Annotated in this window: 26 protein-coding genes and 1 riboswitch; of the genes, 23 read left to right on the top strand and 3 right to left on the bottom strand. The window is 52.9% G+C overall.

All coding sequences use genetic code 11. The annotated features are described in order from the left end of the window. Positions 1 to 31 precede the first annotated feature (31 nt). The 5 genes from pabB to ribB all read left to right on the top strand — a co-directional run bounded on the left by pabB (position 32) and on the right by ribB (position 5,327). On the top strand, positions 32 to 1,429 hold the full coding sequence (pabB, locus tag TALK_RS20480) for an aminodeoxychorismate synthase component I (RefSeq protein WP_085621025.1): 1,398 nt from the start codon (positions 32 to 34) through the stop codon (positions 1,427 to 1,429). Between the two features lie 42 nt (positions 1,430 to 1,471). Further along, a complete protein-coding gene (locus tag TALK_RS20475) occupies positions 1,472 to 2,065 on the top strand; it encodes an anthranilate synthase component II (protein WP_085621024.1) in 594 nt (197 codons plus the stop codon). Continuing rightward, positions 2,065 to 2,928: an aminotransferase class IV gene (locus tag TALK_RS20470; protein WP_245830061.1), complete on the top strand. Its 864-nt coding sequence runs from the start codon at positions 2,065 to 2,067 to the stop codon at positions 2,926 to 2,928. Before TALK_RS20475 ends, TALK_RS20470 begins: the two co-directional genes overlap by 1 nt. A 57-nt stretch (positions 2,929 to 2,985) precedes the next feature. Beyond that, positions 2,986 to 4,263, top strand: coding sequence for an EAL domain-containing protein (locus TALK_RS20465; RefSeq protein ID WP_085621022.1), 1,278 nt, complete (start codon positions 2,986 to 2,988; stop codon positions 4,261 to 4,263). A 124-nt stretch (positions 4,264 to 4,387) separates the two neighbouring features. Continuing rightward, positions 4,388 to 4,539, top strand: a riboswitch (FMN riboswitch). 119 nt (positions 4,540 to 4,658) lie between these two features. Next, positions 4,659 to 5,327 carry a 3,4-dihydroxy-2-butanone-4-phosphate synthase gene (ribB, locus tag TALK_RS20460; protein ID WP_085621021.1) on the top strand — a complete coding sequence of 223 codons (669 nt, stop codon included), beginning with the start codon at positions 4,659 to 4,661 and terminating at the stop codon, positions 5,325 to 5,327. 306 nt (positions 5,328 to 5,633) lie between these two features. Here the strand turns inward: ribB and xth are convergent, their stop codons facing one another. Continuing rightward, a complete protein-coding gene (xth, locus tag TALK_RS20455) occupies positions 5,634 to 6,413 on the bottom strand; it encodes an exodeoxyribonuclease III (protein WP_085621020.1) in 780 nt (259 codons plus the stop codon). A 122-nt stretch (positions 6,414 to 6,535) separates the two neighbouring features. Next, positions 6,536 to 6,877, bottom strand: a complete 342-nt coding sequence (gene erpA / locus TALK_RS20450) for an iron-sulfur cluster insertion protein ErpA (protein ID WP_085621019.1) — start codon at positions 6,875 to 6,877, stop codon at positions 6,536 to 6,538. 256 nt (positions 6,878 to 7,133) lie between these two features. On the opposite strand from erpA, the gene argS reads away from it, so the two are divergent. The 14 genes from argS to TALK_RS20380 all read left to right on the top strand — a co-directional run bounded on the left by argS (position 7,134) and on the right by TALK_RS20380 (position 20,401). Then, the gene (gene argS / locus TALK_RS20445; RefSeq protein WP_085621018.1) at positions 7,134 to 8,885 is read left to right on the top strand and encodes an arginine--tRNA ligase; all 1,752 of its coding nucleotides are present in this window, start codon (positions 7,134 to 7,136) and stop codon (positions 8,883 to 8,885) included. A gap of 5 nt (positions 8,886 to 8,890) precedes the next feature. Beyond that, positions 8,891 to 9,817 carry an SPOR domain-containing protein gene (locus TALK_RS20440; protein WP_085621017.1) on the top strand — a complete coding sequence of 309 codons (927 nt, stop codon included), beginning with the start codon at positions 8,891 to 8,893 and terminating at the stop codon, positions 9,815 to 9,817. Further along, positions 9,804 to 10,865 (top strand): beta-N-acetylhexosaminidase, encoded by a 1,062-nt coding sequence (nagZ, locus tag TALK_RS20435; protein ID WP_085621016.1) that lies wholly within the window; start codon positions 9,804 to 9,806, stop codon positions 10,863 to 10,865. The genes TALK_RS20440 and nagZ overlap by 14 nt, the downstream gene beginning before the upstream one ends. Positions 10,866 to 10,870: 5 nt before the next feature. Continuing rightward, positions 10,871 to 11,554, top strand: a complete 684-nt coding sequence (locus TALK_RS20430) for a site-2 protease family protein (RefSeq protein ID WP_085621015.1) — start codon at positions 10,871 to 10,873, stop codon at positions 11,552 to 11,554. Between the two features lie 66 nt (positions 11,555 to 11,620). Next, positions 11,621 to 12,520: a segregation and condensation protein A gene (locus tag TALK_RS20425; RefSeq protein WP_085621014.1), complete on the top strand. Its 900-nt coding sequence runs from the start codon at positions 11,621 to 11,623 to the stop codon at positions 12,518 to 12,520. After that, positions 12,510 to 13,298 carry an SMC-Scp complex subunit ScpB gene (gene scpB, locus TALK_RS20420; RefSeq protein WP_085621037.1) on the top strand — a complete coding sequence of 263 codons (789 nt, stop codon included), beginning with the start codon at positions 12,510 to 12,512 and terminating at the stop codon, positions 13,296 to 13,298. Before TALK_RS20425 ends, scpB begins: the two co-directional genes overlap by 11 nt. Positions 13,299 to 13,423: 125 nt before the next feature. Further along, positions 13,424 to 14,467 (top strand): ABC transporter ATP-binding protein, encoded by a 1,044-nt coding sequence (locus TALK_RS20415; RefSeq protein WP_085621013.1) that lies wholly within the window; start codon positions 13,424 to 13,426, stop codon positions 14,465 to 14,467. A gap of 202 nt (positions 14,468 to 14,669) precedes the next feature. Then, the gene (gene tatA / locus TALK_RS20410; RefSeq protein WP_085621012.1) at positions 14,670 to 14,900 is read left to right on the top strand and encodes a twin-arginine translocase TatA/TatE family subunit; all 231 of its coding nucleotides are present in this window, start codon (positions 14,670 to 14,672) and stop codon (positions 14,898 to 14,900) included. A gap of 35 nt (positions 14,901 to 14,935) precedes the next feature. Next, on the top strand, positions 14,936 to 15,406 hold the full coding sequence (tatB, locus tag TALK_RS20405) for a Sec-independent protein translocase protein TatB (protein ID WP_085621011.1): 471 nt from the start codon (positions 14,936 to 14,938) through the stop codon (positions 15,404 to 15,406). 2 nt (positions 15,407 to 15,408) lie between these two features. After that, positions 15,409 to 16,401 (top strand): twin-arginine translocase subunit TatC, encoded by a 993-nt coding sequence (tatC, locus tag TALK_RS20400; RefSeq protein WP_339858207.1) that lies wholly within the window; start codon positions 15,409 to 15,411, stop codon positions 16,399 to 16,401. 113 nt (positions 16,402 to 16,514) lie between these two features. After that, positions 16,515 to 17,792 (top strand): serine--tRNA ligase, encoded by a 1,278-nt coding sequence (serS, locus tag TALK_RS20395; protein ID WP_085621009.1) that lies wholly within the window; start codon positions 16,515 to 16,517, stop codon positions 17,790 to 17,792. Between the two features lie 11 nt (positions 17,793 to 17,803). Then, positions 17,804 to 18,571: a 5'/3'-nucleotidase SurE gene (gene surE, locus TALK_RS20390; protein WP_085621008.1), complete on the top strand. Its 768-nt coding sequence runs from the start codon at positions 17,804 to 17,806 to the stop codon at positions 18,569 to 18,571. Continuing rightward, positions 18,568 to 19,221 (top strand): protein-L-isoaspartate(D-aspartate) O-methyltransferase, encoded by a 654-nt coding sequence (locus TALK_RS20385; protein WP_085621007.1) that lies wholly within the window; start codon positions 18,568 to 18,570, stop codon positions 19,219 to 19,221. Before surE ends, TALK_RS20385 begins: the two co-directional genes overlap by 4 nt. Positions 19,222 to 19,324: 103 nt before the next feature. Beyond that, on the top strand, positions 19,325 to 20,401 hold the full coding sequence (locus TALK_RS20380; protein WP_245830060.1) for a peptidoglycan DD-metalloendopeptidase family protein: 1,077 nt from the start codon (positions 19,325 to 19,327) through the stop codon (positions 20,399 to 20,401). Positions 20,402 to 20,455: 54 nt separating this feature from the next. Here TALK_RS20380 and TALK_RS20375 read toward each other — a convergent pair whose 3' ends face one another. Next, positions 20,456 to 21,319, bottom strand: coding sequence for an ATP-binding protein (locus tag TALK_RS20375; protein ID WP_085621006.1), 864 nt, complete (start codon positions 21,317 to 21,319; stop codon positions 20,456 to 20,458). Between the two features lie 248 nt (positions 21,320 to 21,567). On the opposite strand from TALK_RS20375, the gene yajC reads away from it, so the two are divergent. From yajC to TALK_RS20355, 4 genes are all read left to right on the top strand, one after another. Continuing rightward, a complete protein-coding gene (yajC, locus tag TALK_RS20370) occupies positions 21,568 to 21,951 on the top strand; it encodes a preprotein translocase subunit YajC (protein ID WP_085621005.1) in 384 nt (127 codons plus the stop codon). A gap of 133 nt (positions 21,952 to 22,084) precedes the next feature. Further along, a complete protein-coding gene (secD, locus tag TALK_RS20365; protein ID WP_085621004.1) occupies positions 22,085 to 23,659 on the top strand; it encodes a protein translocase subunit SecD in 1,575 nt (524 codons plus the stop codon). Positions 23,660 to 23,678: 19 nt separating this feature from the next. Then, complete coding sequence (secF, locus tag TALK_RS20360; protein ID WP_085621003.1) at positions 23,679 to 24,608, top strand: protein translocase subunit SecF; 930 nt, start codon at positions 23,679 to 23,681, stop codon at positions 24,606 to 24,608. A 135-nt stretch (positions 24,609 to 24,743) separates the two neighbouring features. Then, entirely contained in the window at positions 24,744 to 25,655 is a 912-nt protein-coding gene (locus TALK_RS20355) for a DMT family transporter (RefSeq protein ID WP_169715083.1), read from the top strand. Positions 25,656 to 25,685 lie beyond the last annotated feature (30 nt).

The following is a 25,685-nucleotide window of genomic DNA, read 5'->3' as shown; positions in this document are numbered from 1 at the left end:
ATTAGATAACGTCCGATCAACAGGCCTGAAGATGCTGATAGAAGAATGCCCCTATATCGAACCGTTAGACGCCTATGGCGCCTTTGCCGGTTATGCCGACAGTCATATTCTTGATTCCGGGGACCGGGATCGGTTTGCCTATGTCGTGGTGTCACCGCTGCATAAACTAACGGCCAAAAATGGGCAGGTAATCCTTGATGATTTTCCGGTGCCGGGTGATCCGTTTGCTGTTCTTGCCGATTTGATGGCGGGTTATTCGATGGCAATCAACCCGGATTTACCCCCGTTTCAGGGCGGTGTCGTGGGCTATTTTGGCTATGAACTGGCCCATCAAATCGAAGACCTGCCCAAGGCACCGCAGGATTGGCTTGATATGCCGGACATGGCGGTTGGCATCTATGACCTTGTGCTGGCATTTGATCAGCTTGACCGCCGCATGTGGTTGATATCGACCGGCATACCGGAAAAACCCGGTCCGGTCCGTGAAAAACGCGCTGCGGATCGTATGGGTGTCATCCGAAAATATTTGCGTCTTGCGCGCCCGGTTCTTGATATTCCCGATGCACCGCACGCGCCTGAAATTATGCCCTGGCAATCGAATTTTGATCGGGCAACGTACGAAGACGCGGTTCAGGCTGTGGTCGATTATATCCATGCCGGTGATATTTTTCAGGCCAATCTGTCGCAAAGTTTTCGGGCGGAATATCGCGATGATGCCATTCCCAAACGGTTCGATCTGTATCGGCGCCTCAGCCATATCAGCCCGGCACCGTTCGGTGCGTTCCTGAATTTTGGGGATGTTGCAGTTTTGTCGAACTCGCCCGAACGGTTTTTAAAAGTCGTGAATGGCAAGGTTGAAACCAAACCGATCAAGGGAACGCGCCCGCGTGGACGTACCCCGATTGAAGACGCAGAACTGGCACAAGAATTAATGTTGTCTGCAAAGGATCATGCAGAAAACATTATGATTGTTGATCTTTTGCGTAATGATTTATCAAAGGTCTGCAAACCACACACGGTCGAAACACCGCAAATCTGTACGCTTGAAAGCTATGCTAATGTTCATCATTTGGTTTCGACGGTGACCGGTGAATTGCAGGATGGCAAGACGGCGATTGATTTGCTGGCGGCCTGTTTCCCTGGGGGGTCGATTACCGGGGCACCCAAAATCCGCGCTATGGAAATCATCACCGAACTCGAAGGATCAACACGCGGTGCCTATTGCGGGGCGATTGGCTTTATCGGTTTTGACGGCAGCATGGATACCAATATCGCGATCCGAAGCATTTGCGTAAATGGCGGCCGCATGGCATTCAATGTCGGTGGCGGCATTGTTGCCGATAGCACGCCTGCTGCAGAATATGATGAAACACTGGTCAAGGCGGCCAAGATATTCGAAGCACTGGGGATTAATCCCGATGCGTTGTAAGATTGCCATCCTGATAAAACCGCAATAACGGACCGGGTCGAAATGATCCTGCTGATCGACAATTACGATTCCTTTGTTTTCAATCTGGCACGCTATCTGGTCGAGCTTGGCCAGAAGGTTGAAGTCGTGCGTAATGATCGGATTGACGCCGCCGACATCCGTCACCTTAACCCCGATGCCATCGTTTTTTCGCCGGGGCCCTGTGGCCCGGATGACGCGGGCAACAGTGCGACCCTGATTGCCGAACTGGCCGGTGATTATCCGATGCTGGGCGTTTGTCTGGGGCATCAATCAATTGCACAGGTCTTTGGCGGTGTGGTCCGGCGGGCCCGCCGACCGGTGCATGGCATGACGTCGGACATTGATCATGATGGTACGGGGCTGTTTAACGGCCTGAAATCACCATTAACCGTGACACGCTATCATTCGCTGATTGCTGATCTGCCTGAAAATGGCACTCTTATCCAAACCGCAACCGGGCCCGAAGGCGAAGTAATGGCATTTGCCCATCGTGATCTGCCGATTTTTGGCGTTCAGTTCCATCCCGAAGCCGTCTTGACGGAACACGGCCATGATTTGCTGTCGAACTTTCTGGCGATTGCCGGGGCTTCGGTGGTGCGAAAGGTCGCGTCTTGATGAAAATCTGGCTGAACGGTGTGATCAAAAATCAGGATGACGCCTGTATCGCGACCACCGATCGCGGATTTTTGCTGGGCGATGGCCTTTTTGAAACCATGCGCGCCCACAAGGGCAGGGTTGCGTGGCTTTCACGGCACCTTGATCGATTAAAAGGCCATGCGGACGCAATTGGGTTTGATCACAGCTTGTTGCCGACACCAGAACAGGTCAGGCAGGCAATTGAAACTCTTTGTGCCGAAATTGATGGCGATGATGCGGTTATCCGCCTGACCGTGACGCGTGGCAGCGCCCCACGTGGAATACTGCCCCCGGATACCTGTCATCCTACGATCCTGATAACCGCCGCCCCCTTTGCGCGACCAATAACGGACAATGGATTGATCCTTGCGACGTCAAAGGTGATTCGGCGCAATCCATGGTCGGTTGCCGGGCGGGTTAAAAGTTTGAATTACCTTGATAATATTGCCGCGCGTCGCGAGGTGGCCAGTTATGGCGCGGACGAGGCATTGATCCTGTCTGTGGATGGGACCGTTGCCGAAACCACCATTGCCAATCTGTTTGCGGTTCGCAATGGGGCCGTTTATACGCCGCCCGTCGAATGTGGCATTCTGCCCGGGCTGGCGCGCCAATGCGTGCTTGATTGGTGTCACCAAAACGATATCGTGATGCATGTGGCATCGATTGATCCGGCGGATTTGACATCAATGGATGCAATGTTTGTCTGTAACGCCTTGCAAGGATTGCGTTTGGTGCAATCTATTGATGGATATAGTTTTAAGCCCGGATTGAAGACGACCAAAATTCTTCGCCGTTTGGATGGTGTGCTTGATAGGGAACTATCCCTTGGTATAGATATTTAACTAAAATTAACCAAAATCGTCCATCTTTGTCCCCCACGCCTTTGGACGGGACTATATATGACTGTGTCTTCATCAAAATCGGAATTGAGCATCGCCAAATTCGTTGAAAACCTTCGCAAACTTGGTGCGAATGGTAAACGTCCGGCTGTTGCCATTTTGAACATTCCGGTTTCTTTGCGGCTTGACCCGCAGGACTATCAGGATATTTCCCGCGACGCGTTCCATCATTTGCCGGAAAAAACGCAAGTTTATCGTCTTGATAACGGCATGATGACATTCATTCGTGCGGCCAAATCGTTTCCAGAAGTTGATACTTTTCTTGCCAACGTGCTTGAAACCCTAAACGAGGTTCTTGACCGTCAGGGGCTTGGTGATCTTCCGGTCAAGCTGTGGCACAAATTCCGCTGGCCCGATGATCGCAAGGCGATGTACGACCTTCTTGGTCTTCCCGAAGAAAACCACTTTGCGACCGAAATGCTTGAACGTTTTGACATGTCGGAAATGCTGCGCGGGGCGATCACCGAAGAAGCCGTGTTCGATTCCTGTCGCCGTCAGGCTATTCTTGAATTTTATGATAGCCGCCGCGAAGTTCTGGGCCACGAACTGTATTGTTCGCTTGATTATCTGCGACAGCATCATCTGGCCAGTTTCCTTCTGGAAGGCCCGGGCGAGGTCGAAATCCTGTCGGGCGTGCTTGACGAAAAACTGATGGATGTGACCAAAAGTCTGGCGCCGCAAATGCTGCCCGATACGCTGCATCTTAACATGATGGTGCAAACGATTTTCAGCGATCATTTCACCGAATTCCTTAGCTCGGAAGACAGTCGGTTTGCGGAAAACCTGGCAATCGAATTTTCGCTTGAAAACGCGATTGCCGATTGGTGGGAATTCGAAGACGCATGTAAATTGTTGCGATCTGCAGGGGTTCGGGTCGGATTGGATCGGATCACGCTGCCATCGCTTGAATTTTTGTCGCCGCGCAAGATGAATGTCGATTTTATCAAGGTCATCTGGGATCAAAACATTCTCGGCTCCAAACGCGCCGATGCGACGGATCGATTGCGTGAATTTGCCGCACTTTTTGACAGTCGCAATCTGATCCTGACCCGTTGTGACAGCCGCACCGCCCTTCGCATGGGGCGCAGCCTTGGCGTCGATGCCTTTCAGGGCAGCTATATCGATGCATTGCTGGGCAAATACCTGCACAATGACTGCAAATCGCGTAATACCACCACGGATCGTAAATGTGCAGTGTGCCAGTGGGCGCCCCGTGAATTGCGCAAGAATGGCTGTGATTTCCATTTTCGCGCCGGAAAAATCCTCGCCGAAATTTGATTGTTGTGCTGTTTCAACACAGTGTTTCCATGGATGTGACGTCATGGGGTTTGACAATAATCTGCGCTTTTTCTAAAGTGCGGATGCTGGGTCATGGTGATCTGGCATGTCGTTGAAACACGGCGCTTATTCTCAGGGCAGGGTGAAATTCCTGACCGGCGGTAATCCTGAACTTCAGGAAAGCCCGCGAGCGCCTGCCAAAGCAATTTGGCAGGGTCAGCAGATCCGGTGTAACTCCGGAGCCGACGGTAACAGTCCGGATGAGAGAGGATAAAGCGTGACAGGCAACAGTGTAATCTGTTGTCGTCATCTAATGACCGACGCATGGTTTTGCTGTGTGATCGGGCCTTTCTTTTGATGCCTTGATTCGTAAGCTCCTTAAACGGAGAACCGTTATGAATCAGAGTGTTCATCAGGAACCGGAACTTTTGATCTTTGGCGATCCGATTGCGCGTATGGAACGTGCATTATCGGATTTACGTCAGGGCAAAGGGGTTCTGGTTGTCGATGATGAAGATCGCGAAAACGAAGGCGATCTGATTTTTTCCGCAGAAAATTTAACCAATGAACAGATGGCAATGTTGATCCGCGATTGCAGCGGTATCGTTTGCCTGTGCCTGACCGATGAAAATGCAACGGCCCTTGGTCTGCCGCCGATGGTTGCCGACAATACGTCAAGCATGGGTACCGGTTTTACCGTCACCATCGAAGCCAAGGTGGGGGTTACCACCGGCGTTTCGGCGGCTGATCGTGTTACCACGGTTAAAACAGCCATTGCCGATGGCGCCAAACCCGATGATCTGGCGCGTCCGGGGCATGTTTTTCCGCTGCGCGCGCGGGCAGGCGGGGTTCTCGAACGGCGCGGCCATACCGAAGGCACGGTTGATCTGATGCGTCTGGCAGGTTTTAAACCGGCCGGGGTGCTATGCGAAGTCACCAATCCCGATGGCACCATGGCCCGTTTGCCTGAACTGATCACCTATGCCCAACAGCATGACATGGTCGTGATCAGCATCGAAGACATCGTTGCCTATCGTGGTGTGATGCAACAGGCCGCTGAATAGCGCATCCCTAACGGAGAGACACGAACGGGTCCGTTCTGGCCTGTTCGTGTAATCTAGGGTCGCTGCCGCGAACATCACATTGTTCGTTTTGGCGATGCTCTGGCCCGCAGTTGCCATCGCAGCAGCTATGGGAGGCCACTGCATTTCGTTGATTGCCGCAACATCCGTGCATTTTAGCGGTATTGGCCGGGGAACTCTCTGCGCACCACACAACAAGATACTGAAAAAGGGTAGCAGAATTTTTCTGCTGCCCTTTGCATTTGAAATCCGGGAGGAGGGGGCAGCCTGTCAGGACCGCACTGCGGATCAATCGTCGATCATGCACCAGACCGGGGTGTGATCGGATGCCTTTTCCTTGGCGCGCGGGTCGCGGTCTATATCCGATGCGCTCAGCCGGTCGGCGGCGGCAGGTGTCAGATACAAATGATCGATGCGAAGCCCGTTATCTTTGTTCCAGGCACCCGCACGATAATCCCACCAGCTGTATTGATGGCCTTGCGGATTAAAGGTGCGGAAGGCGTCGGTGTATCCCATGTTGACCATGGTGCGCAGTTTCTTGCGCTCTATGGTCGAACACAGCACCGTTTCGTGCAGTTTGATCGGGTCATAGACATCGGAATCATCAGGCGTGATGTTGTAATCGCCGCCCATAACCGCGGCCTCGCCGCTGGCGTGGATTTTTTCAAACCGTTTGATCAGGCGATCGAGGAAGTTCAGCTTATAGGCGAATTTCTCGGACCCGACTTCAGTCCCCATCGGCACATAGATTGACGCCACCCGAATCGGATTATTTCCCGCTATAGTCGCTTCGATATAGCGGGCCTGTTCGTCGTCATCATTGCCCGGCAAACCACGTTCAACATCTTCGATGGGGAATTTCGACAGGATCGCCACACCATTATAGGTTTTCTGACCGTGAATCGCGATGTTATAGCCAAGATCCTCGATTTCCATGGCCGGGAAAGCATCATCGACGGTTTTGGTTTCCTGAAGCAGGACAACATCGGGTTTTGCCTCGCCAAGCCATTCAAGGATATTGGGCAGGCGGGCCTTGATCGAGTTGACGTTCCAGGTGGCGATTTTCATGCGGGCCTCGATGTTGCGGATAAATTCAGCGTTATATGCACAGACATAACGATATTATGTCTAAACAAAACGGGGCTCGTAAAACACGAACCCCGTTTTATAAATTGTTTTTCCGATGCGAATCAAACCGAGAAACTGGATCCGCAGCCGCACGACGACGTTGCGTTTGGATTATTTACACGAAAGGCCGCACCGACCAGTTCGCGGACAAAATCGATTTCCGCACCGCCGAGCAGATCAAGCGATACATCGTCGATCACCATCTTTGCGCCGTGATTTTCGAAAATGTTGTCTTCATCGGTTTTGTCGGAATCAAGCGAGAATTCATATTGAAAACCGCTGCATCCGCCGCCCGAGACCTGAAGACGCAACATCAGGTCGGACGTGCCATTGCTGGCGATCAGTTCCTGAATACGTTTTGCGGCACTTTCAGTCATCTGGACTTGCCGGGAAGTTTCCGTCATTCGACACTCCTTGATGCACTATCCATAGATTTTCGATCCATGGGCAACCCAACGGGTATATTGACGATCATGGTGCCTAGTCTAGCACAGCCTGATCGCGTTCTTTAATGCTCTATTTAGCGTGCATGGCAGAAATGTCAAAACCTGTGAGCAGGCTAACCAAGCGGTCGCTTGCGTTTTGGTCCGAAATGTCCCAAAACAGCCTCATCAAAATGGTCATGATTGACCATGAACGAAATTTGCAAAGACCAAAGTGATGAATGTTTTCAGCCTGTTGAAAAGCGACATCGAGAATCAGATTCTCGTCCTTGAAAAAGAAGGTGTTTTGCCTTCTGGCAGCGATACCGCGCGTATCACGGTCGAACCGCCGCGCGATGCCGCGCACGGGGATGCTGCGACCAACGCTGCGATGCTTCTTTCCAAGGTGGCGGGGATGAAGCCGCGCGACCTGGCTGAGAAACTGGCTGAAAAGCTGGGTATGCTTGACCATGTCGAAAAAGTCGAAATTGCTGGCCCGGGGTTCATTAACCTACGTATGGCCGATGATTTCTGGCTGTCGCAGATCACCAAAGTTTTGGAAACCGGCACGGCCTATGGCAATAGCCAGCTTGGTGGCAATACCCGGATGAATATTGAATATGTATCGGCCAACCCGACCGGCCCGATGCATGTCGGCCATTGCCGCGGTGCTGTTGTCGGTGACGTTCTGGCCAATCTTTTGGCCAAGGCCGGCTACGATGTGACCAAGGAATATTACGTCAACGATGCCGGTGCGCAGGTTGATGTGCTGGCGCGGTCGCTGCATCTGCGCTATCGCGAGGCCCTTGGCGAAGCCATTGGTGAAATCCCGGCGGGTCTGTATCCGGGCGATTATCTGGTCGAGCCGGGCAAGAAACTGGCTACCCGTGATGGCGATAAATGGGTTGCCGCCCCCGAACAAGACTGGCTTGAGGAATTCCGTGGTTTTGCCATCGTCGAGATGATGGCCCTGATCAAGGAAGACTTGCGTCTTTTGGGGGTTGCCCATGATGTGTTTACATCCGAAGCCGGTCTTGTCGCTGCAGGCAAGGTGCAACAAGCATTTGATCACCTTGAAAAGAAGGGCGACATTTATGTCGGCGTTCTGGAACCGCCAAAGGGCAAAACCCCCGATGATTGGGAACCGCGCCCGCAGACCTTGTTCCGGGCAACCGAATTTGGCGATGATGTTGACCGCCCGCTGAAAAAATCGGATGGCAGCTGGACCTATTTCGCGTCCGATATTGCCTATCACTTTGATAAATATGAACGTGGCTTTAACCACATGATCGACATTTTCGGTGCCGATCATGGCGGTTATGTCAAACGTATGAAGGCCGCGACCAAGGCAATCACGGGCGGCGAGGGCGATCTTGACGTCAAGCTGTGCCAGTTGGTTAGCCTGTTTGATAACGGCGCGCCGGTCAAAATGTCGAAACGTGCCGGGACGTTTGTCACCCTGCGCGATGTGGTCGAACGTGTCGGCAAGGATGTTGTTCGTTTTATCATGTTGACGCGCAAGAACGATGCGACGCTTGAGTTCGATTTTGCCAAGGTCACCGAGCAATCGAAAGATAACCCGGTATTTTATGTGCAATACGCCAATGCACGGGTGAATTCAGTATTCCGCCAAGCGCGCGAGGCTTTCCCGGGGCAGGATTTGTCGGATGAGGTTCTTATCGGTGCCGATCTTTCGATGCTGGCATCAGAAGACGAAAAACAACTGGTGCGGCGCATGGCCGAATGGCCGCGTATCATCGAACAGGCCGCCGTTGCGCATGAGCCCCATCGCATCGCCTTTTTCCTGACAGAAATAGCGGCAGAATTCCATGCCTTGTGGAACAAGGGACGTGACAATACCGCACTTCGCTTTATCGTTGCTGACGATTTGCCGGTAACACTGGCACGTCTTGCAATGATCCGGGCCGTGGCACTGGTCGTCGCGTCGGGCCTTGAAGTGGTAGGGGTCACCCCGGTCGAGGAGATGTAATCACGATGAACGAGGATCAGGGTTTCGACCTTCATGCCGAGCAACGCTATCGGGGGGCTGGAAAAAAAGCCCCGGGTGGTGGCTGGATGAAGGGGGCGGCAACCGTGATCCTTGGACTTGTGGTTGTGGGGGGCGGTCTTGGTGCCGGTGGTTACTGGTTTTACAATCAGGGACAACCGGCCCAGCAAGAAGGAAAATTGCCGATCCTTTTGCCAGACCCGACACCCGTCAAATTGCGTCCGGATGATCCTGGTGGCATGGAAGTGCCCCATCGCGATACCACGATCTATGAACAGCTTGACGATAGCCAGCCCGAAGATCCGGTGGTTCTTCAGGAATTGCCAGATATGCCCAAGGCCCCGGAAGTGATGCCGTCGTCTGATGACGGTGGCGAAACGGATGTGGCTGATGGGGCGTCCAATGCCGAAACCAGTGTCGGGCAGGTTGTAACTGAAACTGCATCAGCATTATCGGCATCAAAATCGGAACCTGCTGCTGAATCCGTACCTGAAACAGCGACCAGCCAGACCACAGCATCCATCAAGGCCCCGGAAATTGCGGCACCAAGCGATGCCGAAAAGGCCATTGCGGCTGCCAAGGAAAAGCAACAGGCCGCAGTCGTCGCCGCATCGGCAACACCAGTTGCAGCCAAGGCCAATGTCGCCACAGGCAAGGTATCGGAACAGGATTTCCGTATTCAGTTGGCATCTGTGCGTGATGCGTCGGGGGCAGAATCTGAATGGAAAAGATTATCATCGAAAAACAAGGACTTGCTTGGTAACCTTCAGATGTTTGTACAGCGTACTGACCTTGGTGACAAAGGCGTGTTTTACCGGTTACAGGCCGGTCCGCTTGCCAATGCCGGGGTTGCCGAGACGCTGTGTGGCAATTTGAAACAACGCAATGTGGGGTGCCTGATTGTCCGGCCTTGAAGTTAGAAAACCGCGTGCCTGTGTTTTGGGCGTTGAAGGTACTGAACTGAGCAATTGGGAAAAGGGTTTCTTTCGCGAGGCCGAACCCTTTGGCTTTATCCTGTTTGCCCGCAATGTGACGGACCGTAAACAGATCAAGGCATTGACCGATCAACTGCGGGATGTCGTTGGTAATATCAACGTGCCGATATTTGTTGATCAGGAAGGCGGGCGCGTGATGCGTCTTAAACCGCCGCATTGGCGCAAAATTCCGGCTGCGGGTATTTTTGGCAAGTTGTTTCAAACCGCGCCCGAAAATGCGCGTGAGGCGGCCTATGTCAATGCCCGTCTGATGGCCGCCGATTTGCGCGAAGCCGGTTTTAACATCACCTGCGCCCCGGTTCTGGATATCCGTTTTCCGGGGATGAGCGACGTTGTTGGTGACCGATCCTATGGGGCAACTGTCGAACAGATTGTGCCCTTGGCCAGTGCGGTTGCCGCCGGGTTGATGGATGGTGGCATTGCCCCGGTGATCAAGCATATTCCGGGGCATGGTCAGGCATCGGTTGATAGCCACAAGGATTTGCCGGTTGTTACGGCATCGCGTGAAGATCTTAACCGTCTGGATTTTGAACCCTTTCGCCAGATGAAGGATGTTGTCGCGGCGATGTCGGCCCATCTTTTATTCACCGCGATTGATGACCAGCGTCCGGGAACGGTATCGGCCAAGGTGATTTCGGAAATCATACGCGGTGATATCGGGTTTGAAAACCTGTTGATCAGTGATGATTTGTCGATGGAGGCCCTGGGCGGGTCAATTGCCAGCCGGACCTATGAATGTCTTGCGGCGGGGTGTGATATTGCCCTTCATTGCAATGGCAAGCGCCTGGAAATGGAAGAGGTCGTTTCGATGGCGCCGAAACTTTCGGGCGTTTCATTGACTCGGGCACAATTATTGACCAATCAGATTGCCGGTTTCGGACCTGCCAAACCATCCTTCACGCAGCTTGCCGACTGGCAGGCGCGGTTGAATGAGTTGTTGGCACCGGTCTGGCAGGCAGAGGAATAAACCGCGTGAATGCCATTTTCGAGACGATCATTTCGGCATCGACCTGGGTCTTGCCCGTGTTGCTGGCGGTTACTTTGCACGAAGCTGCACATGGGTTTGCTGCCAAATTGTTTGGCGATGATACTGCGCAGCGGGCAGGGCGGCTTAGCCTGAACCCGATCCGCCATATCGACCCGGTCGGCACGATTTTAATTCCCGGCCTGTTGTTGTTGACCGGCGCACCGTTCCTGTTTGGCTATGCCAAGCCGGTGCCCGTGGCGTTTCATCGCCTTCATCCACAGCGTCTGGGCGTGATCGGTGTGGCGATTGCAGGCCCGGCAACCAATGTGTTGTTGGCGATAGCATCGATTTTGTTGCTGGTGTGGTTGCCGTCATTTTCGCCGGTGGTTGATAACTGGGTGGCGACCACATTGCGTCAGTCGCTTTGGCTTAATTGCATTCTGGCGGTGTTTAACATGTTGCCGATCCCGCCACTGGATGGCGGGCGGGTTTTGACCGCGATTTCGCCATTGCCAATTGCGCGGGTCTTGGCGCGTATGGAAAAAACCGGCATGATCCTTTTGATCGCGTTGATTTTCCTGTTGCCTTATGTCACCAGCCATCTTGGAATTAATTTACCGATTTTCCATTGGCTGGTCATTGAACCGGCCACGGCGCTTGTGAATTTTCTGGCCGATATATTTGCCTGATAGCACCCTTGCTGTCCCGGGGGGCGGACGGCAAGGGATGCAGTTCGGGGCGGTTCAGGGGGATTGATGGCCAAACAGTTTGAATTCGACATTCCAGATGATGATTTTGACAAGGCGCCGGTCGATGACGGGCCAAGCCTTGCCGAACGTCTTATTCTGGATTTGGACGGATTCGAGGGGCCGCTTGATCTTTTGCTGGAACTTGCCCGCGATCAAAAGGTCGATATCATCCGAATATCGATCCTTGATCTGGCCGAGCAATATCTGAATTTCATTAATACCGCCCAAGGGTTGCGTCTGGAACTGGCGGCTGATTATTTGGTGATGGCGGCTTGGCTGGCCTATTTGAAGTCGCGTCTGTTATTGCCCAAACAGGATTCCGACGAAGAAGAACTCAGCGCCGAGGAAATGGCCGAATTGCTTGCCTTTCAGCTAAAACGGCTGGGCGCGATGAAGGCGGCCGGTGAAAAGTTGCTGGGGCGGCCCAATCTGGGGCGGGATTTCTTTGGGCGCGGCGATCCGGAAGAAATCCGGGTAACAACAGCATCGGTTTATGACGCATCGCTTTATGATCTGTTGAAGGCCTATGCGCAGATCATGCTGACATCCGAGTCCAAGACGCTGGAGATCGAGGCCTTTGATCTTTATGCCATGGATGATGCGATCCGGCGGTTGCGTGATCTTTTTGGTCGGCGTTTGGTGCCAACCTGGACCCGACTTTTGGAATTTATGCCGCATGGCCTTGGATCGCCGCTTAAGGCGCGATCGGCATTGGCGGCACATTTTGTCGCAAGTCTTGAGATGTGCCGGGACGGTGAATTGGAAATTTTGCAGGAACAGGTGTTTGGGCCGATCATGCTGAGATCACCGCAAAAGAAACGAGACCCCGAAGAACCGGGTATTACATCCGGGGATTATGGTGACATGGCTGAATTCGGGGCAGAGGCGAATGAAGATGGCAACTGAAACAGAGACTGACCCGCAATTTGAAATCGATGGCATTGAACATGGCCCGCAAATTGATTTTCAACATTTGCGCATCATTGAGGCCGTGTTGTTTGCATCTGCTGAACCGGTCAGTGAAAGGGTCCTTGCCGCGCGTTTGCCCGAGGGGGCAGATATTTCGGTGTTGCTTGAAGAATTGCAGTCACGTTATTCGGATCGCGGCGTAAATTTGAACCGTGTTGGCGAGAAATGGGCGTTTCGCACGGCAGCCGACCTTGCCGGTGATCTTCATATCGAAGTCGAAAAAGCCAAAAAGATGACACGGGCGACGCTAGAAACACTTGCGATTATTGCCTATCACGAGCCGGTTACGCGTTCCGAGGTCGAGGAAATTCGCGGCGTGGCGCTTTCCAAAGGGACGCTTGATATTCTGCTTGAAGCCAAGTGGATCCGGCCCAGAGGCCGCAAACGTGTTCCGGGGCGGCCGGTTTTATGGGCGACGACCGATGATTTTCTGGATCATTTCGGGTTGGAACATCGTGATGATTTACCTGGGCTGGCTGATTTGAAGGCCGCAGGGTTGTTGGATAGCCGCCCGGGGATGGGGCGCTATGGAGCAAGTTCTGATGAAGAAGCATTGCCCGATCTGGTGGATGATGGCGAGGTTACGGATTCTGTCGTCGAGGAAGCCCTGACGACGCGGAACCTGGGTGATATTGCCGATCTCGCAGACCTTGACGAGACGATCTATAGCGATAATCCCAATCTTGTGGATAAAGACGACAACGAAGTGTCGTAAATCGCCTGCAATTTGTGAATATTTGATCCATCTTCTTGCAAGCGGTGTCGGTCGGGCTTAAATCTGGGAAAGATTTTGCAAATCAATTGCACGGATTTTCCGCAAAACCAATAAAGAGAGATTTGATGTCAGACGGCCTGAAAATGTCAAATGTCAGCCATGAATTTGGTAGCAACAAGGTTCTGAACGATGTCAGTTTTGACGTTGCACCGGGGGAACTGGTTTGTTTGTTGGGGCCGTCGGGATGTGGCAAGACAACCGCATTGCGCCTTGCCGCCGGGCTTGAAAAACTGCAACAGGGCAGTGTTTCGATTAATGATCAAATTGTTGCCCGTCCGGGGGAATATCTTGAACCCGAAAAGCGCGGCGTTGGCATGGTGTTTCAGGATTACGCCCTGTTTCCGCATCTGAACGTTGCAAAAAACATCGGGTTTGGCTTGCAATCGCTCAGTGACGGTGATCGCAAGGCCGCGGTTGAGCGCGCGCTTGAGCAAGTTGGCATGTCCGATTTTTACAATGCTTATCCCCATGAATTATCCGGCGGGCAGCAACAGCGTATTGCGTTGGCGCGTGCATTGGCACCGACGCCGCGTGTGATGCTTTTGGATGAACCGTTTTCCGGGCTTGATGTCGCACGCCGGGCCGAATTGCGCGACAGCACATTGCATATTTTGAAAAATGCCGGGATTGCCACCATCATGGTGACCCATGACCCGGAAGAAGCCATGTATATGGCCGACCGGATCATCGTGATGAATGAAGGGAAAGTAATGCAGGATGGCACGCCCGAAGACCTTTATTTCAGCCCGAAAAACCGGTTTGTTGCATCGTTCTTTGGTGAAGTGAACCGTTTTGCAGCTATCGTGCGCGATGGCGTGATTGCGACGCCGATTGGCAATGTGGCCAATGACGTGCTGGCAAATGGCACCGATGTTGAAGTTCTGGTACGTCCCGAGGGGCTTCAGGTTGGCGAAGCGGTTAACGGGCATGACATTCTGGCGCGGGTCGATGCGGTGCGATCCCTGGGTGAGATCAGCCTTATGCATTTGTCGTTGCATGCCGGCGGGCATGTCCATGCCCGGGTTCCCCGTAGACTTTCGTCGGTAAATCAAAGTTCTGTCGCTATTACGCTTGATCCCGACATGACCTTTGTGTTTCCTATGACTTAGGTCTGTTTCGTGATTGAAACGGGCCAAATGAGGCCGGGGTCGGAACGCGACGACTTAATCGGCTCGGACCTTGGATGCAAACATATAGATTCCTCGTAATGCACGGTATATTCACAATCGTTGCATTGCACAGTGGGGGGCTTTCTGCCATTATCCGGACAACATAGCCGGAAGGCAGAATGGATCTTTGGAGAGAGAAGTTATGGGTATTGGCGTTTGGCAAATCGTTCTGATTCTGGCCATTGTTCTGATCATCTTTGGCGCTGGCAAATTGCCAAAAGTCATGGGTGACATGGGCAAAGGGATCAAGAGCTTTAAAGCGGGCATCAACGAAAAAGACGAAGATAACGCTGAAACGGCCAAAACCATTGAAAACACCACGTCTGCATCGGTTTCCGCCGAGAGCAAAGACAAGGATTCCGTGAAATCCTGATCGTCTGTCGGGTTTCCTTCAGATAGGCGTGTTTCATGTTTGATATCGGCTGGACCGAAATGGCACTTGTGGCCGTCGTCGCATTGTTCGTCGTCGGCCCCAAGGATTTGCCCCATGTGCTGTACAAGCTTGCGGGGTACTGGAAGAAGGTGCGCGGAATGGCGCGCGAATTCCAGGGGGGTGTCGACAATTTGATCAGAGAGGCCGAGCTTGACGATTTGCGCAAGCAGGTCACCGATGCACGTGCAAGCACATCTGATTTCATCGAGAATAAGATTGGCGACCCCAAAGCAACGTCAAAGCCTGCTGCAACCAAATCGGTTGAAGCCAAGGCAACTGACGCCAAGGTTAAAACGAAATCCGATGTGAAATCGGAACCGAGCCCCCCCGCATCAAAGGCCGCGACCTCAAAAAAAGCGGCCCCAAAAGCCCCGGCATCAAAACCGGATGCGAAGGCAACTGCTGCGGCGGGTAAAAAGACTGATCATCCGGAGAGCCAGGCGTGACCATGCAAGCGCATGACAAGCAGATGCCCATTATGGAGCATCTGATCGAACTTCGGAATCGTCTTACTTGGTCGGTTCTGGCGCTGTTTATAACCTTTGGCATTTGTTATTTCTTTGTCGAAGACATTTACGGCTTTCTCGTGCAACCGCTGGCCGACATCATGGGCCCGGATCGCCGCATGATCTATACCGCGCTGACCGAGGTGTTCTTTACCTATGTAAAGGTCTCGTTCTTTGCGGCGTGTTTTGTTTCGGCTCCGGTTTTTCTGGCCCAGTTATGGGCCTTTGTCGCCCCGGGGCTTTATAAAAACGAACGGTCGGCGTTTTATCCGTTTCTTTTTGCGACCCCGGTTCTGTTTCTGGCCGGCGGGGCGCTGGTTTACTATCTGATCATGCCGCTGGCCTGGAAGTTCTTCCTGAGCTTTGAAAGTGCAGGCGGTGCATCGGGGCTTGCCATTCAGCTTGAAGCCAAGGTTGGTGAATATCTTTCGCTGGTGATGAAGCTGATCTTTGCTTTTGGTCTGTGTTTCCAGTTGCCGGTGTTGTTGACGTTGATGGCGCGTGCCGGGATCGTGACAGCAGACTCGCTTGCAAAGCGTCGTAAATATGCGGTTGTGATTGCCTTTGTCTTTGCTGCTGTTCTGACGCCGCCAGATTTGATTTCGCAGGTTGGCCTGGCCATTCCGATTGTCATTCTTTACGAAATTTCGATCCTGATGGCGCGGATGTCGGAACGCAAACGCGCAAAGCGTGAAGCCGAAGAAGACGACGATACGGACGACGATGACAACAGCGATAGCGATGATGCCGACGGTGATGATGGCAATGTTGACGGTGTTGATGCCCAAGGATCGGCGGCTGCGGCGGCGGATTACGGGGACGGTGACACTGACAAAAGCGGGCCAAAGGCACTTTCCGGATCTGCTCCGATGTTGGACAAACCGTCATCACCCAAAGGTGACGATGACGAGGATGATTTCAACAGCGCGCGCTGATTGATTTATCCGGTTGTCAAAAGACCGATCCGATGGGGTGGACCAAGCGTCCACCCCATCGTATAAAAGCCACAAATAATCGCCCAAATAGCTGAAGAACAAGGTGCCGTTTCATGCACGATATTAAATGGATTCGTGACAACCCCGACGCCTTTGACGCAGGAATGACTGCGCGCAAGGTTGATATTACGGCACAGCGCCTGATCGATATCGATGCAGATCGTCGTCGTCTGATGACGGACCATCAGGAGATGCTTGCGCGCCGCAAATCCATTTCCGGTGAAATTGGTAAATTGCGCCAAAGCGGCGGCAATTCCGACGACCTGATGGCCGAAATGGGATCGCTTAAGGATCGCATCAAGGAAGCAGAAGATGGGCAGGCTGGCCTGAACGAGCAACTTGATCTGTTGCTGTCGTCCTTGCCCAATGTCATCGACGCTGAAGTGCCGATAGGCGAAAGCGAAGATGATAATGTCGAAGTGCGCAAATGGGGTACGCCCGGCAGCTTTGATTTCGAACCCGTTGAGCATTTCGCAATCGGCGAAAAGCTTGGCATGATGGATTTCGAAACAGCAACCAAACTGTCGGGTTCACGGTTTGTTATTCTGCGAGGCGGTTTGGCCAAGCTTGAACGTGCGTTGGGCCAATTCATGCTGGACCTGCATACGAACGAGCATGGTTACGAAGAAACCATTACGCCGATGCTGGTGCGTGATGAGGCGATGTTTGGTACCGGTCAGCTTCCGAAATTTGCCGAGGATTCGTTTAGAACCACCAATGACATGTGGTTGATCCCGACATCGGAAGTCACCCTGACCAATCAGGTTGCCGGTGAAATCATTGACGAGGCCAAATTGCCGCTGCGCTATACCGCACTGACCCAATGCTTCCGTTCGGAAGCCGGTTCGGCCGGTCGTGATACGCGTGGCATGATCCGCCAACACCAGTTTTCCAAGGTCGAAATGGTATCGGTGGTCGCTGCCGAGAAATCGAACGAGGAACTTGATCGCAAAACCCGCTGTGCTGAAACGGTTCTGGAACGTCTTGAATTGCCGTATCGCACGGTTGTTCTGTGTTCTGGCGATATCGGTTTTGCCGCACGCAAGACCTTTGACATCGAAGTCTGGCTTCCGGGGCAGGGCAAATATCGCGAAATTTCATCGTGTTCGAATACCGGTGATTTTCAGGCACGTCGCATGAATGCGCGCTATCGCACGCCGGGTGACAAGAAAACCAGTTTTGTCCATACCTTGAACGGTTCGGGTCTTGCTGTTGGGCGATGCCTTATTGCGGTGATGGAAAACTATCAGCAAGCGGATGGTTCCATTCGCGTTCCTGACGTGCTTAAGCCCTATATGGGCGGCGTCGAGGTGATTTCACCGCGCGGATAGGGATTGCGGAAATGGTCGATCTGAAAAATGCCCGCATCCTGATCAGCAATGATGACGGCATCGATGCGCCGGGGATCAAAATTCTGGAACGGCTCGCCCGGACACTTTCGGACGATGTCTGGGTTGTGGCGCCGACAATGGAACAAAGCGGGGCGGGGCATTCGTTAACGCTTCGCCATCCATTGCGGATACGTCAACGTGATGAGCGGCATTTTTCAGTCGATGGCACCCCGACTGATTGTGTATTGTTAGCCCTTCAACAGATCATGCGCGACAGCCCGCCAGATATTGTTCTTTCGGGGATCAATCGCGGCGGCAATCTGGGCGAAGACGTGACCTATTCCGGCACAGTGGCGGCCGCGATGGAAGCGACCCTTTTGCATGTTCCGGCAATTGCATTTTCACAGTTTTTTTCAGGAAATCTGATTGATTGGTCGATGGCGGAAAAGCACCTTTTGCCGGTGGCGGAAACCCTGATCCAGACGTCATGGCCCGAAGGGGTTCTGATCAACGTCAATTTCCCGGAAAAGGAACGCGCTGGCGGGGCACGGATTGAAGTTTCCCGTCAGGGGCAACGCAAGATCGGTGATCATATCGCGGAACGTCTTGATCCGCGCGGCGAACCCTATTACTGGATCGGGGCGATTACATCGGAATTGCCCAAGGATGAAAATGCGGATTTGCGGGTGATTGAGCGGGGCGATATTTCGGTAACTCCGATCAGCCTTGATTTCACCCATTACGAAACGCATGCAAAACTGACAAAGGCATTTCCGTGACCGAGCCTGTCATTGCCAGAATAGACGAAATTGAAAATCTGCTTGCGATCCTGCGCAGTGACGGGATCCATGATGAAAGCGTATTGCGTGCGCTTGCCGATATTCCACGTGAAATTTTTGTTGCCGAACCGTTTGTCAGCCGCGCCTGGGAAAATGTCGCTCTGCCTATCAGTAAGGGCCAAACGATTTCCCAACCCTATATTGTGGCCTTGATGACCCAGGCGCTTGAACTTAACGACCGCATGAAGGTGCTTGAGGTCGGGACGGGATCAGGTTATCAGGCGGCCATTCTGGCCAAGCTGGCACGTCGGGTTTACACCCTTGAACGCCATAAGCCGCTTTTGCGCGAGGCCGAAGAAAAGTTTCGTGAACTGGGCTTGCATACGATTTCGACATTGCATGGCGATGGTGGCTTGGGCTGGAAGGCGCAGGCACCGTTTGATCGCATTATCGTAACCGCTGCTGCACAGGATGTGCCGCCGGTTCTGGTTGATCAACTTGCGATTGGCGGGGTTATGGTCGTTCCGGTTGGCGAGGTTTCTCATACGCAATTGCTGTTGCGCGTGTTGCGGACACCGACCGGGATTGATGTCACCGAATTGATGCCGGTACGTTTTGTGCCGATGCTGCCCGGCACCGAAGAGTTCTAGCGCCAGCGCGGATGCCGTAATTCCCCGTGTTTATGCAGAAAATCATTCTGTTAGGCGTGTCTGCTTACGGATTGTTAACGGCTGATCGCTGACAATCTGTTTCATGATGGAAAATAGTGTCAGACAGTCAGTTCGGAAACTTCGGACGCTGCTGCTTGTCTGTGGGACAACAGCGGCCCTTGGTGGCTGTTTGCTTAATTCCGTTCCGGTGCCGGTGGTTTATGGGGATGGCGCAAGCTATAGCCCCTATAGCATGCCAAAGCTTAGGAATGGCGAACGCGTCATTACAGTCGAGCCCGGCGACACTGTTTCCGAACTGGCCAGTCGTTATCGGACCGATTTCGGGCGGTTTACCGCACGGAACAAGCTTGGCAAGCCTTATGTGATTTATCCTGGGCAACGTCTTGTCCTGCCGCCATGGGACCCGTCCTATGACAGCAGCGGGCAAACGGCTGTTGCCAGCAACACGACAACCACGCGCAGCACGCAACGCAAGACCGTGACCATTGGTGGCAAGCGTGAAGTGGTTAACGTGCCAACCGGGGCACCAGAACCAAGCATTGCAACACGTTCAACCACGGTTCAGACAGCACGTGTCAGCCCGCGAAACGGGGGTAATATTCCGACGCCGGGCCTGAAGCCGCAGGACTTTGCCGCGCGTGCCGAACAGCGTTTTGCATCGGTCAATACTTGGAAAACCGATACACGCCAGATGCCTCGGGCGACCCCGGTTGCCGGACAGGGCAGTGCGACGCATCGTGATGTTGTGTTAAGCGAGCCTGGTGGCCGCAAAGGATTTATCTGGCCTGTGCAAGGAACGGTATTGTTGAAATACGGTGCAGGTGCAGGTGGGCTTTATAATGACGGAGTCAATATCCGGGCAGAACGCGGTGCGCCGATTCTGGCCGCGGACAACGGGGTTGTGACCTATGTTGGTAACGAGTTGCGCGGGTTTGGCAATCTGATCCTGATCAAGCATGCTGATGATTATGTGACCGCCTATGCGCATACCGAAAATCCGATGGTGGCGCGCGGTGATGTGGTTGAACGCGGCCAAAAGATATCAAGTGTCGGCAGTACCGGGGCCGTCACCCAGCCGCAATTGCATTTCGAAATTCGACGAGGTCGAAAATCAGCCGACCCGATGAAATATCTGCCACAGACCATGGTATCGCGATAAAAAAACGCCCGGCATCTGATTGGCCGGGCGTTTTGATTTTGCGCGATACAGCGATTAGCCAAGCGGCTTGCCAAGTTCGCCGGCGATTTCCTGAATGAATTGCCAGGCAACGCGACCTGACCGGCTGCCACGTGTCATTGTCCATTCCTTGGCGCGCGCATGGAGTTCGTCAACTGGCATATCAAGCCCGAATTCCTTGGCGTAACCTTCGATAATTTCGAAATAAACATCCTGCGAGATGTTATGGAAACCAAGCCACAGACCGAACCGATCGGACAGAGAGACCTTTTCCTCGACCGCTTCGGACGGGTTGATGGCGGTTGAGCGTTCGTTTTCGATCATATCGCGCGCCATCAGATGGCGACGGTTCGACGTGGCATAGAAAATTACATTGTTCGGGCGGCCTTCAATGCCGCCTTCAAGCACAGCCTTTAACGATTTGTAGGATTCATCCTGAAGATCAAAGGACAGATCATCGCAAAACAGAACGGTCTTGCGACCGCTTTGTTCAAGGATGTGCAAAAGCATTGGCAGTGTCGGGATGTCTTCGCGATGAATTTCAACCAGCGCCAATGCGCCTGCTTTTTCAGCATTGATCTTGGCGTGCATCGCCTTGACGATTGAACTTTTACCTGTGCCACGTGCGCCCCAAAGCAAAGCGTTATTGGCAGGCAGACCATCGGTGAACCGTTTGGTGTTGTTATAAAGAATCGTTTTTTGCTGTTCGATGCCCTGCAAAAGATCGATTTCGATACGATTTACATTGCGCACCGGCTGCAAATAACCGTTTTCGGCCTGCCAGACAAAAGCGTCGGCAGCGGCAAGATCATTGGTCTTGTGCGCAGGTGGGGCCATGCGTTCAAGCGCGTTGGCAATGCGTTCAAGCGTTGGTAACAGACTGTTTAGATCGCTGGTCATAGAGGCCTCTTGGATGTTTCTTTTCTTGATGGCGTTACCATATTGGACCAAAACGCTATCACAAGCCGTTCGGACAATAACAGTGCGATGTGAAACAGCGCGCATTTGATCGGGTAAAAAACATTGTGAACAGAACCACAGAATACGGGTTGTAACGGATAAAAAACCTGTTCTTCCTTGCGTTGACGCAGCACACGGTTATATTCCGGCAGTTGATTTGTTTTGTTGTATGGAATTAGGAGTTCCTAATGTTGATTTCGCCGGCTTATGCGCAGGGCATTGGTGGTGCAGGTGGTGCAGATATGCTTACAAGCTTCCTGCCGTTGATCCTGATTTTTGTTGTATTTTATTTCTTGCTTATTCGCCCGCAGCAGAAAAAACAGAAAGAGCACAAAGCGATGCTGGCTTCTGTTCGTCGCGGTGACAAAATAGTCACTGCCGGTGGTTTGATCGGCACCGTTGCCAAAGTTATTGGCGATGATGAGCTTTCGGTTGAGATCGCTGAAGGCGTCAAAGTTAAAGTCGCACGTGGCATGGTTTCGACGGTTCTGTCGAAAACCGAGCCTGCAAAAGGTGACGACAAAGACGAAAAAGAAGCAAAAGAAGAAGCAGAAGAGCCCAAAAAAGACTGATCTCTTCGATGACTTGCAAGGCGGGGCGAAATGCTCCGCCTTCTTGTTTCCAGCCGGCGGCCTGCGGGGCTTAATGCCCGATGTTCCATGGAACCAGACCTAGGTTTTCCAGACAAATCTGGTTAAAGAACACATGCTTTATTTTACAAAATTGAAAGCAGCACTGGTTCTGCTGGTGTGTGCTTTGGGCGTGATCTATGCCGCGCCAAACTTCCTGCCCAAGGATGCGCTTCCAACCGATTCCAGCTTTTTGCCTGGTAAACAGATCAGCCTTGGGCTTGATCTGCGCGGCGGGTCGCACATGCTGCTTGAAGTTGATATCAACAGTGTTATTCGTGAACGTTACGAGGCACTTGCCGATACGATCCGTTCGACCCTTCGTGAAGAACGCATCCGCTATCGTCCGCGGGATGCCGGTCTTTTGGGGGCCGAGGTTACAGTGGTCAATGGTGACGAGGTCGAAAAGGCCCGTGAACTGATCCGTGACGTCGAGACGGGTACGGTTCTGAGCGGCGAGGGGAACAACATCATTGTTTCCTATACTGAGCAGGCCCGTAAGGAACTGATTGACCGCGCACTCAGCCAATCGTTGGAAGTGGTCCGTCGCCGTGTTGACGAACTGGGAACGACCGAGCCGTCGATCCAGCGTCAGGGCGAAGACCGAATTGTGGTTCAGGTTCCGGGACTTGATGACCCGGCGCGTTTGCGTGCGATCCTTGGCCGTACCGCGAAAATGAATTTCCACCTTGTCAATGATCAGAAAACGGCTTCTGAGGCGCGTGCAACAGGCATGCCGCCAGGAACGATGATCCTGCCGTCAGCTGATGCAGGGGATCGTGCCGCTGGTATCAATGAATATCTGATCGACCGTCGCGTTGTCGTGTCGGGGGACAACCTTGTTGATTCCCAACCGACTTTCAGTGATGGCCGTCCGGTTGTTTCGTTCCGCTTTGACGCCGCCGGTGGTGCGCGTTTTGGGGACGCAACCGCGAAAAGTGCCGGCCGCCGTCTGGCGATTGTTCTGGATAACGAGGTGATTTCGGCTCCGCGCATCAATGAACCGATCCTCGGTGGTAACGGTATCATCACGGGTCAGTTCAGCGTTCAGGAAGCCAACGATCTTTCACTATTGTTACGTGCGGGTGCTTTGCCTGCGCCGATGCAAATCCTTGAAGAACGTTCGGTTGGTCCGGGGCTTGGACAGGATTCAGTCGAGGCCGGTGAAATCGCGGCCATCCTTGGCATGGTCTTTGTCGTGGTCTTCATGGTGGTCAGTTATGGCCGGTTTGGCTTCTATGCTGATATCGCGCTTATGATGAACCTGATCCTTGTCGTGGCGGTGATGTCTGTTTTGCAGGCAACCCTGACATTGCCGGGGATTGCCGGTATCGTTCTAACCGTGGGTATGGCGGTTGACGCCAATGTTCTGATTTTTGAACGTATCCGCGAAGAACAGAATAATGGCCGAACAATTATTAATGCCATTGACGCGGGTTTCCGCAGTGCGATGTCAACCATCCTTGACGCCAACCTGACCACGCTGATCGCAGCCCTTGTATTGTTCAGCTTTGGTTCCGGTCCGATCAAGGGTTTTGCCGTTACCTTGGCAATCGGGATTATTACATCGATGTTTTCGGCAATCTGGGTCACCCGGTTGTTGATTGCAATCTGGGTTAAACGCCGTCGTCCGACGGAACTGGTACTTTAAGGAAGGGAGCAGCAAAATTATGAAACCGTTGCATCTTGTTCCGGATGACGTGAACATCCCGTTCCTGAAGTTCCGGAAGATTTTCTATATCGTGTCGCTGCTGATGGTGCTGGTATCTGTCGGTTTGTTTTTTGCCAAGGGGCTGAATTTCGGGATCGATTTCCGGGGCGGCATTCTTATTGAAATCAAAACCGACGGCCCGGCCGATATTAGCGGGCTTCGCAACAATCTTGGATCGCTTGGCCTTGGCGATGTGTCGATCCAGGAATTCGGGTCCTCTGATGACGTTCTGATTCAGTTACAGCGTCAGGATGGTGATGAAAAGGCCCAGATGGCTGCCTTGGCAACTGTCACCAAGGCACTGGGCGAAAATGTCACCATTCGACGCAGTGAATTGGTTGGTCCGAAGGTCGGTGGCGAGCTGAAGCAAGCTGGGACCTATTCGGTCGTGATCGCGCTTTTGCTGATTATGATCTATATCTGGTTCCGGTTTGAGTGGCAGTTTGCCGTGGCATCGGTTGTGGCACTTCTGCATGACGTTTTAATCACGGTCGGGTTCTTTGTGGTTACCGGCGTTCAGTTCGATCTTGCGACCCTTGCCGCTGTTCTGACGGTTGCCGGTTATTCGATCAACGATACGGTGGTTGTGTTTGACCGTATTCGCGAATATCTGCGCAAGTTCCGCAAGATGGATATTCCTGAACTTCTTGATCTGTCGATTAATTCGACCCTGTCGCGGACGACCATGACGTCGTTCACCACGTTGCTGGCATTGATTGCGCTGTTTGCATTCGGTGGCGAGGCGATCCGTGGTTTCACGATGGCATTGATCTTTGGGATTGTGATCGGGACATATTCATCGATCTGCGTGGCATCGCCGTTGTTGATCGTGCTGAATTTGCGCCGCAAAATCCCCGAAGGTGAAGAAGCCCCGCAAGCGGGCGCCTGATCGTTCGGGTCAGCCTTACAAGCATTTACAGAAAGGCCGGGTTTGTGTAACAACAATCCGGCCTTTTTCCTGTGTATTCCTTAGGGCAGGACCCATGCAAGCCGTTGAAAACCTATAAAAAACTGGTTCCAGCCCATGACGCTTCATATGGACGCAAGCAACAATCATCGCGCAAATTTGCATGGCAGCCTTTGGATGATGGCGGCAATGGCCGCGTTTGCTGTGGAAGACGGATTTGTTAAGGCTGTCTCGGCAACGCATCCTGTGGGGCAGGTTTTAATCCTGTTCGGCCTTGGGGGCGCATTTTTGTTTGCGGTCATCGCCCGTGCACAGAACAAGCGGTTGCTGAACCCTGCTGTCCTGTCGCGGCCGATGTGTGTTCGGATCGTGTTCGAGGTCATCGGGCGTCTGTTCTATGTGCTTGCGCTTGCGTTGACGCCTCTTTCGTCAACCACGGCCATTCTTCAGGCAACACCGATCATCGTGGTCCTTGGTGCTGCTATCCTTTTCGGCGAAAAGGTCGGATGGCGAAGATGGGCGGCCATTCTGGCAGGCATGATCGGTGTGTTCATCATTTTGCGCCCGACGGCGGATGGCTTTTCCGCGTTGTCGATGCTTGCGGTGATTGGAACAATCGGCTTTGCCGGACGGGATCTTGCCAGCCGGGCAGCGCCGATTTCGCTTGGCACATCTATTCTGGGTTTTTACGGCTTCGTTGCCATCATTCTGGCCGGAGCACTGTTTTCTGTTTGGGATGGGAAAGCATTCACCTGGCCCGACCAACAGAGCCTTTTCTATTTTACGGGCGCGATCCTGATGGGGATTTTTGCCTATGCTGCCTTGATGAAAGCGATGCGTAGCGGCGACGTTTCCGCTGTCACACCATTCAGGTATACACGATTGCTGTTTGGTATCGCCTTGGGTGTGTTTCTGTTTGGCGAAGAGCTCGATATGCCGATGTTGATTGGATGTGGTATCGTCGTCGTTTCCGGGATGTTCATCTTGTGGCGCGGGAAAAAAACGACAGAACGCGCCGGATCTCGTTGAAATATATTCAAATCCGGAGGAAGTTTATGA

Source organism: Thalassospira alkalitolerans (genome assembly GCF_002115745.1).
In the GTDB taxonomy this organism is placed as follows: domain Bacteria; phylum Pseudomonadota; class Alphaproteobacteria; order Rhodospirillales; family Thalassospiraceae; genus Thalassospira; species Thalassospira alkalitolerans.
The sequence above is the reverse complement of the archived record's forward strand: the minus strand, read 5'-3'. Positions and strand labels throughout refer to the sequence as shown.